This window comes from Bacteroidota bacterium (assembly GCA_018698135.1).
Lineage (GTDB): Bacteria > Bacteroidota > Bacteroidia > CAILMK01 > JAAYUY01 > JABINZ01.
In genome coordinates this window covers 21,856-36,012 of the sequence record JABINZ010000195.1, presented here as the reverse complement: position 1 = coordinate 36,012, position 14,157 = coordinate 21,856, and the positions used below count along the sequence as shown (strand labels likewise).

The window sequence follows — 14,157 nt, the reverse complement described above, 5'->3', positions numbered from 1 at the left end:
TAGGGCTTTTTGTAATTTCATACTACAAATATACAATCTATCGCGCTGATTAACAGGTTCTTGGATTCGTTTTTTGCTCGTGTTTATCCACATTTACCATGCAACGGTCTTGTATTGAGAGACTTATTGCAAATAGTGCAATTATAATCTTCAATTTATTATTTTTTGGATTTTAAATAAATGATTAATTATTTACATATCATCAATATGGACAATAAAGAGCTTGAGTAGTCATATTTGCAAATACTTAATATGTGATGTGTGGATATGATTTGCGAGGGATATGCCTAAAAAGAGTATACATACAGCCTGATAAAACTTCCTGATATTAGAATTAATAAAAGACGTATAAAGAAAATAATAAAAGCAATCTCAATTTATAGGATAGCTTTTGTTTTTGGGGCTGAGAACCAGTGACCTATTTCCATTTGCTATTCAGTTTAAAAAAGTCTTCTGATTTGTACCTTGCCTGTTGAAAAACAGATTTATTTCGAAAGACACAACAAGTATGAGACATATTGAGTGAAATCGAATCTTGATGTTTAAATCAGATAATTGGAATGTTATGTCTATTTAAGGCAACACTGACATTATAAGAAAAGACTCTAAACCTCAAATTTCAACCTCAATTCTTCAATGCTTTCAGGTGATCCAACAACTGTGATAATATCACCTAATCTAAGTCGGGTATAACCATGGGTTACTACGATATGTCCGTTATGGTTTACTGAAAGTATTAGAACATCAACCGGCAATTTTAAATCGCGTAATGAAATACCATGATAGTCTTTATCAAGTATTTCAATATCTTCAGTATCATGTTTCTCATCCATCCCCAGAATCATAGAAGTCGCAAGAGGTGCACGTACAAAATGATCTAGTAAACCAACCATTGCTGTTGCAGGTTCAACAATTAAAGCTCCCATTTCATGAAATTGATTAAAGAATGATCTGTCATTTAACTTCACAACTATTTCTTTTGTTCCAATATTCTCATACACTAGTTCGCAAATTTTAAAATTTTCTTCATCAGAAAGCATCAACACTATCGCTTCTGCTTTATCGGTTTCCAGTGTTTTTATTGCATTCAGATTTAATTCATTAATAAACTCAACATAAACATCTGAAATATTATTAACATCATCACTTTTTCTTAATGAGGCTATTTTAACCCCCCAATTATGACTTTTGAGTTGTCTTGCCAGTGCAAGAGATTGGTCATCCAGTCCAAATATTATTACATCTCGTTCACCATCAAATACGGGTGTTTCAGCCCTTATATGGGCTTCGCCAATATAAGAAATTACCCATTTAAATAGAGGGGGGCCAACAAACTGGTTCAATACAATTACTGCCATAATTATTGTAGCAAATTCGGCTCCCCAACCATTAAATTCACCAGCAATTTCTGTAGCAAGACCCAGCCCAATTCCTGCCTGTGTTACATAGGGCATCCAGCCAATGCGTTTATAAATTGGAGGATCACCTGCCATGATTCCACCGATGTAAGCACCTATTATTAAGGTAATTAACCTTACAGCAAATAACACTAAAGCAATTATCCAAACCTTCGCTAAGATATCAAGTGACAACATGGCTCCAACAAGCGTAAAAAAAGCTACATAGATCATGGGGCCTGAATCATGTAAAATTTTCTGAAATTCATGTCGGTACTTACTGTAATTAGTTACTAAAAAGCTTGCAACAATACATATAAGCAAAGGTTCAATGTGTAATTCAAATTGTAAGTAGGTGGGACTAATATCTCTTATTAAATGCGTAAAAATGAATGTTCCGTATCCTGTAACCAGAATAATTACGGTTCTTAGGATAAGGCTTAAAGATAAAGAAAGGATTCCTGAAATTAATTTGCCAAGTACATATCCTAAACACAAAGCAAGCAGTAGTTCTAATAATAAAATTACAATTGAACTTAGGTTAAAATCAACTCCGGATACTATTTGAACGGCTATGGAAAAACATATTGTAAATAGTACAATAACTAATACATCTATTACCACTGTTACTCCCATTGCTGTTTGGGTAAACGGACCTTTAGCACGCATTTCACTTATAACAGCAATAGCGGATGATGGAGATCGTGCGATAAAAATAGTGGCACCTAATATAGCAACCGCAATTTTGTATCCTGTTGTCATATTTTGCATAAACGGAATGAATTCAGCCAGGAAGTAAATAGCTGTGGAGGCGGCAAAAAAAGTGACAAAAAGCTGCCCAATTGTATTCCAAACTATGCTTTTAAATCGGCTTCGTAATTCCTTTAAATATAACTCAGCACCCGCTGCAAATGCAATGAATGCAAGTGCGATATCATTAATAAAACCGAGCTTATTAATTGCATCTTCCTCAATCAGGTTCAATACATGTGGTCCACTGATAATTCCTGTAACCAAAAAACCGGTAATTAGTGGTAAACGAATTTTTTGAAAGAATTTTGCAAAGTAATCGGATGCAAATAATACCCAGACAAAACCGAGGACATATATCAATATTTACTTATAATGATCCATCGTCTATAAAGGTAGTTGTTTTTTTGTATTTGTTAACTATTTCTGTATGATATCACTTTAATTGACTTTAATAGGCACTGAATGGAAGGCAGTCTTCTTAGCAAAATCACCCTTTTTACTTATTTTAATATCAAAATGTGTTTAATAATAGTAACTTAGCTGTATCATCTTGATAGAATTATTCAGTTAATATGCATGCTGTCAAATTATGTATTGCTCAATTTTCTATCTTATTAATTTACACTAGTAAAAAAAATACGTAGATATTTTAGATTTCAGCTCGTTATGAATCCATTCTTTCAACATATAATAATTCAGACAGTAAACCGAAAACATAAACAGAGTAAGCTGCCGATAAAACAGTATGATAAAGAGGTTTTAAGTTTACAAGTTGAAATTATACATTTATTTCGTGATGGTTTCTTTATTGTAATAGGGGTATTATCTGCCTTCATTTCAAAGGGAGGGAAAAAGAGACCAATGAAGTAAATATGATTTTACCCCAAATTTTTCTTCTGTTAATTTCATTGCTCATAACGAGTGTATAAATGCATTGCTTTTATACATGCTTTATTTATAAGCTAATTCTTCTTCACAATTTAAATGACCACTTCACTGATTTGAATAGTAGGCTCAATATTTGTAAAATTCGGCAAATCTGCCATTATTTTATCAGCATTTGTGCCAAAGGAACTTTCAAATTCCTCGATTGATTTAAAATATAGATTTCCCATTGCAATTAATGTTGGTGGTGAATCAGGGGTTTCATCAAATACACCTTTCTCAACAGTTGCAGCCTTTACATTATCGCCTAATAATTCCCAAACCATTAGTACATGTTTGTTACAATAATATTCCATTCTTAATAACTATTCGGTATAGATTATTGTTTAGGCTTACGCTAGCAATTATATACTATTGTGTAGTGTATTTTTATTATTCATTTCTACTACCCATATTCCTCTCAATTCATTAGTTTTATAATCTATGGCTTTGTCATTTGGATACAATTTTTTAATTTGTACAAGGGTTTCTGATAAAACTTCTGTATCCTGATTTCCATGACATTGCATACACATTTTATTTGTCAGTATTGGATAATATCCCACCATTTTCTTATTTGTTTCAGTCATTTCCGGTTTTATTATTTCTCCTTTTGCAAGGAGCCTTTTTGATTTGGTTATGTAGGCCGCCTCATGTTTGTTTGCCTTATTGTTTGGATTTCTGGTTCTATCTGAAACTCTTTTAATTTGTATATCTAATGACTGCGCCATACTGTCGGTTAAGGGATATGCTTTAGCAGAACAAAAAGTCAAAGCATGTTCTGTTCCTTTTGTATTGATTTCATTCATTAGATTCTTAGCCAATTCATTTTGTGTTTGCATAACAAAATTTTGGCCTTGCTCTATGGGCATTAAATCTTTTATGGTGCCAGAATAATCTTTCACTTTTTCTTGATCTGATTTTACAAGGCTATCTTTTGTTTCTTCAACTTCTTTTGAGTTGTTACAACTCATTAGAATCAGCAAACTTAAAAACACACTATTCAATATTACTTTTTTCATTTTTGATAATTATTATTATTTTCATTTTAAAAATACACCTTTTCTTCAATTTTTTAGGTCAATTCCCAACATTTAAATATTATTGTTTAATTCATAAGTTGTTTTCCTAAGAAATACATAATTCATTTTCGAAACTGATTTTAAATCCAAGAAATTGAGATGTCCTTAAAAATTCTTCTGATGGTTGAGCAATAATATTAATTTTCTCATTAGTAATAGGATGAGAAAATGTTATCGAGCTTGCATGCAGCATCATGCTCATCATATTCCACTTTTCTTTGAATAGTTTATTCTGTTTATTGCAGCCATGTGGCCTGTCGCCTATGATGGGGTGAAAAATATGAGCCAAATGTTTTCTGATTTGATGCATCCGTCCACTTAAGGGCTCTACTTCCAGCAGCGAATAACGAGATGTTGTATGCCCTGCAAAAGGAATTTTCATTTCGGCACGATCCACTGTTTTATATTTTGTAATGGCATCTTGTGGTTTGCCATTATCTTTTTTTAGTGGGTAATCTATCAGTCCCTCAGTTGGGGCAAAGCCTCGAACGATGGCCAAATACCTTTTGTTTATTTTGCCTTCTGAAAATTGTAGTTGCATAAGGCTGTTGGTGCTTTCATTCAAGGCAAATAATAACAGACCACTTGTTTTACGATCAAGGCGGTGACAAGGGTAAACTTGTTTGTCCAATTGATCACGTAATTTTTGTAGTGCAAACTCAGTAGCATCAGAGGCCATTTTTGTACGGTGAACCAGTAAGCCATTCGGTTTGTTGATCGCGACCAGGTAATCGTCTTGATATAAGATTTCTAGTTTCAAGGGCAGATATTTGATGGTGTAGTTTTTCTTAACACTATGAATCTGTCTGTTAAAATATCTATTTCAAGTTTCATTTCATTCGCAATATATTCGATCGTTTCTTTTCTATATATAAAAACATGTGTTGAGTCGTTTCGATAATTCCAGCCTTTGAAATCAATCTGGTCATTATATAGCATTGTCATGATTAGCAACACCCCATTAGCGTTTAATAAGGATGTAAGGCTATCAATTTCTATTTTAGGCTTATGAAAATGTTCAACTACCTCACAACAAACAATATAATCATACATATTATTCAATAAGTTTTGATTAGGAGTAAAGAATGGATCGTATTGAACAATGTCATAACCTTTCTTCATTAGCATACTAGAAATAACGGGGCCAGTACCGCTTCCAAAATCTAATCCTTTATGCTCTGGTAAAAATTTCTCTTTTACATAATTGGTAATTGGCATTGTAAAGTTTTGATAACCAATATTGTTTACGTCATTGTTGTGGGTTTCATATCTTGCTTTTTCTTTGTCAGCTGTTATGTAATATATTTCATCTTTTACAATTGCTTTACAATTGTCACAATCATAATAATACTCATCCTTTTTATTTGTAAGAGGCGAACTGCAAAGTGTACATATCATTTTAGTATTGGGTTTTATCTTCTCTTCTTAATGAAATCTATTCTGCCAAGACAAGGTACATTTTTAAATCGGAATAATTGCTTTTCTTTGTTACAGAACAGCCTCATAGCATGGCTGTATCAGAAAATTATTTGAATATTCTTCTCTTTGTTTTTTTCGTCCTTGAATATTAAAATGTCAAGAGGTTTGTTCAGAAATTCATTTATTGAGTATATCCATAAATGTTTGTAAATGGTTTGCAAATGCCAAAGAGAATGTTGTTCCTTTGTTTACGCTATCAAAAGAAAAAGGATTTTCAATTCCTTGAAAACCCTTTGTTTGTTGGTGGGGCATGGCAGATTCGAACTGCCGACCTCTTGCCTGTCAAGCAAGCGCTCTAAACCAACTGAGCTAATGTCCCAAACTGTAGCTCCTTATTGTGGAACTACGAAATTATATTTTGTTTTGAGATCAGCTTTTGTTAAACTTAAAACCTTTACTTCTTTCATGACAATATTCTTGGTTGGCATATCACGCTGGCCTTTTGGTTGTACCGAAATCGTTTCAACCGCATTCATTCCTGAAATTACTTTTCCAAAAACGGTATAAGCACCATTTAAATGGGGTGTACCTTGTTTGTTGTCAACAATATAAAACTGAGAACCACTGGAACGTCTCTCGGGGTTCATTTGGTCGCCCATACGAGCCGCAGCAACTGTTCCATAAGTATGTGTCAGACTTGGCATTATCTCGGCTTTCAGGGTGTAGCCAGGGCCTCCACCACCTATTTTGCTCGGATCACTCCCTTTTGAGTTCGGATCGCCTCCCTGTACCATGAAATTATTAATGATACGGTGGAAAGTAGTTCCATTGTAAAATCCTTCTTTAGCTAATTTTAGAAAATTTGCCTTGTGTATAGGTGTTTGATCATATAACCAAATAACGATATCTCCAAAATCAGTACTAATTTGAACAAGCTCAAAGTGTTTTGCTGTTTGTGCCTTAGAAACGTTTATTTGTATAGCAAAGGTTATAAAAACTAATAATGCTAATGCAAACTGTCTTTTCATGATTCTTTATTTTTATCCCTGATTTTCTTTTCATCTTTCTTCGAAAATTCAACCAGAATTGGTGTGGAAACGAATATCGATGAATAAGTACCAACAATAATACCAAGGAGTAATGAGAATGAGAAACCACGTATGACCTCACCACCAAATACAAATAGAATAAATACAACAAATAAGGTAGTCAGCGATGTGATCAATGTTCTACTTAAAGTTTCATTCAAGGCCATGTTAACTGTTGCAAAATATGGCCTGTTTTTAATGAGGCTCAATTTTTCACGTATACGGTCAAAAACAACCACGGTATCGTTAATCGAATAACCAATAATGGTTAACAAGGCAGCAATAAATGCCTGATCAATTTCTAAGGAAAATGGGAGAATATCCTGGAAAATAGAAAATACAGCCAAGATAACCAACACATCGTGCAAAGGTGTTAAGGTTGCTGCAACAGCATATTGCCATTTCCTGAATCGAATAAATATGTATAAGAAAATAACGACCATGGAAAAGATAATAGACCATAAACCAGAGATTTTAATATCATCAGCAATGGTTGGTCCTACTTTTTGTGTACTTAAAATCTCCATTGGATTATCTGGAAAGGCTTTTTCCATTGTTGTTCTGATAATCGTTTCAATGGAGTCAGACACATTAGGAGCCGTATTATTAATCAAAAATGAGGTGGTTAGTTTTACCTGATTCTTGGGTCCGAATACTTTTACTTCAGGCTTATTATCCTGAAAAGGTGCTGTTAACAATCCGGTAATTTCAAGCGGTTTCACATCCTCTTTGAACTTTATTACATAGGAAAAACCTCCTTTAAAGTCAACACCATATTTTAATCCTTGTGATGACATGGATGCGATACCTGCGATAATGATGATACCTGAAATGATATAAGCTATCTTACGTTTACCTAAAAAGTCAATATTAACCTTCTTCAAAACGTTTTCAGTAATTGAATTTGAAAACTTTAGTACCTTTTCTTTGTTCAACTGTGTGTCAAAAATTATCCGTGTAATCAGGATAGCACTAAACAGTGATGAAAGAATACCAATTATCAATATAATGGCAAAACCGTGAATAGGACCTGAACCGAAAGTGTAAAGAATAATACCTACCAGTAAAGTAGTAACGTTCGCATCTATAATGGATGAATAGGCTTTCAAATAACCTTCTTTAATCGCCATTCGAATTCCTTTTCCACTGGCAATCTCTTCTCGAATCCTTTCAAATATCAGTACGTTGGCATCAACCGACATACCAATAGTTAACACAATTCCAGCAATACCGGGAAGTGTGAGGGCGGCTCCTAAAGAAGCTAGTACACCAAGGATAAAGAACAAGTTGGCAAAAAGTGCTAGGTTAGCAATCCAACCACTTCGGTTGTAATATAAAACCATAAAAATCAACACAAGCAACAAGCCTATCAAAATAGAAGCTAAACCTGATCTAATGGATTCTTTACCCAATGAAGGACCTACGATGGCTTCTTCAATAATATTAACACCTACATCCAGTTTACCTGAATTCAGAATATTGGCTAAATCTTGTGCTTCATTGCTTGTAAAACCTCCAGTAATGGAAGACCTTCCTCCTGAAATTTTACCACTAACATTTGGGAAGGAATACACTAATCCGTCAAGAACAATGGCAATACTTTTATCAATATTGTCTTCTGTCATTCTTTCCCAGATTTTTGCTCCTTCATTATTCATGTTTAGGGTTACTTCACGTTCACCTAAAGGAGATACATCAACACGGGCATTTGTCACATAAGTTCCATCCAAACGTGCTTTGTTGTCCAGAGTGGTAATTTTTAAGGCAATCAGTTGGTAAATTTCTAATTTATCTTCTGTTGGAATTGGATTGGCTGTCCATGCAAAAAACATATCAGGAGGCAAAACTTGTCTGACTTCCGGCATGTTCAAATACTTATTAATTTTGACAGTGTCGTAAAACATAGCTGTTCCAACAACAGGTCCGTCAGTATAATAAGCTCCTTGATCTGTTCTTCGTACGGATGGAGCTAAATATTTGTTTAATGGAAACTTCTTGTCAATTTCATCCTGGCTTAAATTTGCTAAATCAGATGTATCATCAATAGCAGTATTGGTGTCGTTTACCGAAGCTGATATGCTACTGGTATCAGAAATGCTAACTCCATTAGTATCATTGACTGATGCACTGGATTTTTTCGTAAAATGAGCAACATCCTCTTCTTTTTTTACGTCAGCTTTTGTGGTATCAGTTGGCGATCCATCATCCTCTAAACTAAGCAATTCGCTGAGGACTTTGTTAGCTTCTAAAATATATGGGCCAGCTTCACCATTATCATATGTTTCCCAAAATTCTAATTTGGCAGCACCTTGTAAATATTTCCTGATTCTTTCAGGATCATCGATACCTGGTAATTCAATTAGTATCCTTTCGGTTCCTTCCAGTAATTGAATATTTGGTTGTGTCACACCAAATTTGTCAATTCTCTTTTTCAGTACTTCGTGTGTACTTTCGAGTGCTCCAGTAGCTTTTCTTCTTAAAAAGCTGATTACTTTATCATGAGGTGCACCCAATTTAATTTCATCCTTATTATCAATGGTCGCAAAAAACACAGAAAGATCAGCCCCTGGATCAATTTCCTGAACAGCTTCATCAAAAAGGGTAATGAAATCCTTCTGACTTGATGATTGGTTCTTTTTTGCTAACTCAATTGCTTTTTTGAATGTTTTCTCCTGATTATCACCTGACAATTCAATAACCAAATCTTCAAGTGCTACTTCCAGCATTACATGCATACCACCCTGAAGGTCAAGACCCAAATTGATCTCTCTTTCTTTACACTCTGAATAAGTGTATTTTCTTAGTAGGATGTTATAGACATCTTTGTGGGAGATGGAATCGATATAATGCTTCTCCAGACTATTTTCTAAAGAATCGACATATTTCTTTTCAATATCAACTGATTCAAATTCAGGTCTGATTTTTTCCCAATGAACCTCTTCGCTTGCATATTTCTTAGCCTTGTTTTCAACAAGATATGTCTTTAACGTAAATGAGAGGTGGAAGATTGAAACTAATGCTAAGGCAATAGCAAAAAACTTGATCGTGCCTTTGTTTTTCATGTTTGTACGTTTTGATGATTAAAGTCAAATGAAAATAATAGATAATTAAACTGAAACTATCATTTGGTTAAATTCATATGGTCTATATACTTTGTTAAATTTATCTAACTAATTAAAAAAGTCACTTTTAATAGAGTCGCAAATTTACACCAAGATTATTAATTAACAACCACTTACACTGATTTGATTTTTATATGGAAAAAGAGGTTTTGAGAGATTTATTAGTCTGTTTAGATTTAAAGAATTGCAGCTACTTTTTTGAGATTATATTTTATTCCTAAATATTTTTTTTAGTTATCAAAACGATGGCGCCAAGTGTTGATTAAACATGTGCTTTAATCTACTATAATTCATAAATTTGTGGCATGACAAAACTGGCAATAATTCCTCAATAAGCTCCTATTAATGGTTATAAATTCAGAGAAAGAAAACCGTCAATTGGCTAATATGTATCGCACTTTATTAAATGCGTGCAACAGTTATGTTAGCGTTGAGGAGAAAAAAATTATCAGAAAAGCTTTCAATTTTGCCTTAAATGCACATGCGGGTGTTCGAAGGAAATCCGGTGAGCTTTATATTTTCCACCCTTTGTCGGTTGCTATAATTGTGGTTAAGGAAATGGGATTAAGTACCACATCTATTGTGTGCAGTCTTCTTCATGATGTGGTGGAAGACACTGATGTAAGTCTGGAAGAAATAGAAGGAATATTTGGTAAAAAGGTTACCAAAATAATTGATGGTTTAACCAAAATTAGTGGAGTAATTGGTCATACGAGGTCAATGCAAGCAGAAAATTTCCGAAAAATTTTGCTGACCATGTCGGAAGATATTCGAGTAATTTTAGTAAAAATTGCTGACAGGCTTCACAACATGCGCACATTGGATGCCGTCTCTAAAAAAAATCAACTGAAAATTGCTTCTGAAACGCTGGAGCTTTTTGCACCGCTGTCGCATCGCCTGGGTCTTTTTACGATCAAAAGCGAATTGGAAGATTTAAGTATTAAATATACCGAACCACAAATTTACCAAACCTTAAGTGCGAAAATAAAGCTTCAGCAAACACGCCTGAATACTTATTTGAAAACATTTATGCGACCCATTCATGAGTCGATGCAGAAGCAGGGCTTTCATTATGAAACCAAAGCCCGATTTAAATCGGTTTATTCCATTTATAAAAAAATGAAATCCCGTAATATCGACTACAATCAAATCTATGATTTATTTGCTATTCGGATAATTCTGGAAAATGCAGTGGATGAAAAGGCTGATTGTTGGCGAGTGTACTCAACAGTTACTGATTTCTACAAACCGAATAGAGAACGATTAAGAGATTGGCTTTCTACACCTAAAGTGAATGGATATGAGTCGTTGCATACAACTGTAATGGGGCCAAATGGCCGATGGGTTGAAGTGCAGATTCGTACCCAACGAATGGATGATATTGCGGAAAAGGGATACGCTGCTCATTGGAAGTATAAGGATACTAATGAACAAGCCGACACAACATTGGACGACTGGATAAAACAAGTGGGTGAGCTATTGAGGTCTCAAGACGGCTCTGCTATTGAGTTTTTTGATGAGTTTAAAATGAATCTTTTTACGCACGAGCTGTATGTTTTTACGCCAAAAGGAGATATGCGGATTCTTCCATCTAAATCTACAGCACTTGATTTGGCTTTTGACATTCATACTGATATTGGTGTGAAAAGTATAGGCGCTAAAGTAAACAACAAACTTGTTCCGTTAAGTCATCGGTTGAGAAATGGAGATCAGGTTGAAATTATCACAGCTAAAAAACAAAAGCCTCAAACAGAATGGATTGATTATGTTATAACGGCAAAAGCAAAATCAAAAATAAAGCACGCTCTTAAAGAAGAGAGGAAGAGTGTGGCCGATAAAGGGCAGCAATTATTAAGTAAAAAACTGGATTTTCTGACTGATTACAATCAGCAGAATGCCCTGCCTTTGCTCATCGACTATTTTAATAAAAGCTCCGATTTCGAACTCTATATTCAGATCGGAAATTCAAATATTAATATTACTGATTTGAATAACGCTATTAAAATATTGAAGCTGGGTGATCAATCAGAAAAAGAGACTGCTAAAGAAGAGGAAAAAAAAGGAAATCCAAATGTAATTGAACTGGGTGCTATTAATGGAGATGAATATGCCATGGCTGGTTGTTGTAATCCTATTCCAGGAGATGATGTTTTTGGATTTGTAACAATCGGTGAGGGAATTATTATTCATCGAACGAATTGCCCGACAGGAATTAAACTGATGTCGAATTATGGATATCGAATCATCAGTGCTGAATGGGCAAAAAAAGAATTTAAAGAAGTTGAATATTTTCCGGTTGGTATTAAATTCCATGGATATGATAACATTGGTCTTTTAAGTGTGCTAACAGATGTTATTTCGAAGCAGTTTGAAATAAATATGAAATCGATTAATGCAGCTTCAAAAGATGGTGCTTTTGCTGGATCAATTGTCGTAAATATATATGACACTGAGCATTTGGATCAACTGATTGATAAAATCAGGGAAGTAGATGGTATCGATCATGTATCACGTTTCCATGTTGACGAAACAATTGATTAGAAATAATACAATTAAAGAATAAGTCCGTATTCAATATTTTATTAACTTTGAACGAAATTAGAAGTAATGATTATGAAAAAACCCAGGAAAGACCTATTTGATGAGGTAAAAGGCATTTTCACAAACTATCTTAAAGCACAAGACTACCGTAAAACACAAGGTCGTTACGATATTTTATATGAAATCTATTCTATAGATGAGCATTTTGAAGTGGAAACATTGTATTTAACGCTCAAGAATAAGAATTATCATATCAGTCGTGCAACCATTTATAACACAATTGATCTTTTGTTGGATTGTGGGTTGATTGTAAAGCATAGTTTTGGAACCAAAGCCGGTTCCTATGAGAAAGCCTATGGTTCCAAGCAGCATGATCATTTAATAAATATTGAAAACAAAAGTGTAATTGAGTTTCGTGACGAGCGATTACAAGAAATAGTGAAAACTATTGGGAATGAGTATGATTACGAAATCACACATTATTCCTTTACACTTTATGGCAAACCAAAGGAGAAATAATTTACCTTTGTCTCTTCTTTTATTTACTTAATTAAAGCATATTATGCCTGTTGATGTTCTTGTTGGCCTTCAATGGGGTGATGAAGGTAAGGGGAAAATTATTGATATTTTAAGTCCTGATTACGATGTGGTAGCACGTTTTCAGGGTGGCCCTAATGCCGGACACACCTTAGTAATTCATGATAAAAAGTTTGTTTTTCACACACTACCCTCTGGCGTAATTCGTCACGAAACGGTTAATGTATTGGGAAGCGGAATGGTTATCGATCCAATCACTTTTAAAAAAGAAATCGAAACACTTGAAAAGGAAAATATTCCTACCCGAGGACGTATTTTAATTTCTAGGAATGCGCATCTGATTTTACCAACTCATCGCTTTTTGGATGCTTTTTATGAAGAGGTAAAAGGTGATAAGAAAATTGGGTCTACTTTAAAAGGAATTGGGCCAACTTATCAGGATAAAATAGCACGAGTAGGAATTCGAGTTGGTGACATTTTAAAGTCAAGCTTTGTCGATCAATATGAAAGGCTTAAAGTAAAACACTGTGCTTTTATTGATGAGGAACGCAAGTCGAAAATTGATGCAGAAGAAAAATTATGGATGGAAGCCATTGATTTTATGCGTGAGTTCGATTTAATTGATGCAGAAGAGTATTTGAGCAAACGCTATGATGAAAATGCAAATATTTTAGCTGAAGGTGCGCAAGGCACTTTGCTTGATATTAATTATGGTACTTTTCCGTATGTTACCTCTTCGAGCACTATTTCTTCTTCAGCTTGCACAGGTTTGGGTATTTCACCCAATAAAATCAGACATATTTATGGTGTTTTTAAAGCCTATACAACCCGCGTTGGTGAAGGCCCTTTTATGACTGAACAGCAAAATGAAATTGGTGAATTGCTAACTGAAAAAGGACACGAATATGGTTCTACTACGGGTAGGGAAAGGCGTTGTGGATGGCTGGATTTGGTGGCATTGAAATATGCAATTATGCTCAATGGAGTAAACAAGCTTATTATGACAAAATCGGATGTGTTAACACATTTGGATGATATTGAGGTTTGCACCGCTTTTATGGACGATAATAATGAACAAAGAAATTATACAGAGCAGTATTATATCGATGGTTTAAAACCACAGTACAAGAAATTAAAAAGCTGGTCGAAGGATATTTCCAAATTGAAGGAGTATAGCGAATTTCCTACAGAATTTAACGACTACGTAGATTTTATCGAAGGTGAATTGGGGCAGAAACTATGGATGATTTCTGTTGGACCCGAAAGATCTGAAACGATTATGAAATCATAAACT

10 protein-coding genes and 1 tRNA gene are annotated in these 14,157 nt (G+C 34.3%); 3 read left to right on the top strand and 8 right to left on the bottom strand.

What is annotated here, in order from left to right; genetic code table 11:
- Positions 1-605: 605 nt before the first annotated feature.
- The 8 genes from HOG71_12890 to secDF all read right to left on the bottom strand — a co-directional run bounded on the left by HOG71_12890 (position 606) and on the right by secDF (position 9,725).
- Positions 606-2,510: a potassium transporter TrkA gene (locus HOG71_12890; GenBank protein ID MBT5991740.1), complete on the bottom strand. Its 1,905-nt coding sequence runs from the start codon at positions 2,508-2,510 to the stop codon at positions 606-608.
- 620 nt (positions 2,511-3,130) lie between these two features.
- Positions 3,131-3,391, bottom strand: coding sequence for an EthD family reductase (locus HOG71_12885; GenBank protein MBT5991739.1), 261 nt, complete (start codon positions 3,389-3,391; stop codon positions 3,131-3,133).
- 48 nt (positions 3,392-3,439) lie between these two features.
- On the bottom strand, positions 3,440-4,096 hold the full coding sequence (locus HOG71_12880; GenBank protein ID MBT5991738.1) for a DUF3365 domain-containing protein: 657 nt from the start codon (positions 4,094-4,096) through the stop codon (positions 3,440-3,442).
- A 106-nt stretch (positions 4,097-4,202) separates the two neighbouring features.
- On the bottom strand, positions 4,203-4,931 hold the full coding sequence (locus HOG71_12875) for a pseudouridylate synthase (protein MBT5991737.1): 729 nt from the start codon (positions 4,929-4,931) through the stop codon (positions 4,203-4,205).
- On the bottom strand, positions 4,913-5,554 hold the full coding sequence (locus HOG71_12870; GenBank protein MBT5991736.1) for a class I SAM-dependent methyltransferase: 642 nt from the start codon (positions 5,552-5,554) through the stop codon (positions 4,913-4,915). The genes HOG71_12875 and HOG71_12870 overlap by 19 nt, the downstream gene beginning before the upstream one ends.
- Before the next feature lie 322 nt (positions 5,555-5,876).
- A tRNA-Val gene (locus HOG71_12865) sits at positions 5,877-5,954 on the bottom strand.
- Between the two features lie 13 nt (positions 5,955-5,967).
- A complete protein-coding gene (locus HOG71_12860) occupies positions 5,968-6,603 on the bottom strand; it encodes a peptidylprolyl isomerase (protein ID MBT5991735.1) in 636 nt (211 codons plus the stop codon).
- Entirely contained in the window at positions 6,600-9,725 is a 3,126-nt protein-coding gene (gene secDF, locus HOG71_12855) for a protein translocase subunit SecDF (protein MBT5991734.1), read from the bottom strand. The genes HOG71_12860 and secDF overlap by 4 nt, the downstream gene beginning before the upstream one ends.
- Positions 9,726-10,130: 405 nt before the next feature.
- On the opposite strand from secDF, the gene HOG71_12850 reads away from it, so the two are divergent.
- The 3 genes from HOG71_12850 to HOG71_12840 all read left to right on the top strand — a co-directional run bounded on the left by HOG71_12850 (position 10,131) and on the right by HOG71_12840 (position 14,154).
- The gene (locus HOG71_12850; protein ID MBT5991733.1) at positions 10,131-12,326 is read left to right on the top strand and encodes a bifunctional (p)ppGpp synthetase/guanosine-3',5'-bis(diphosphate) 3'-pyrophosphohydrolase; all 2,196 of its coding nucleotides are present in this window, start codon (positions 10,131-10,133) and stop codon (positions 12,324-12,326) included.
- 72 nt (positions 12,327-12,398) lie between these two features.
- A complete protein-coding gene (locus tag HOG71_12845) occupies positions 12,399-12,845 on the top strand; it encodes a transcriptional repressor (protein MBT5991732.1) in 447 nt (148 codons plus the stop codon).
- A gap of 43 nt (positions 12,846-12,888) precedes the next feature.
- Positions 12,889-14,154 carry an adenylosuccinate synthase gene (locus HOG71_12840; GenBank protein ID MBT5991731.1) on the top strand — a complete coding sequence of 422 codons (1,266 nt, stop codon included), beginning with the start codon at positions 12,889-12,891 and terminating at the stop codon, positions 14,152-14,154.
- The last annotated feature ends 3 nt before the right edge of the window (positions 14,155-14,157 follow it).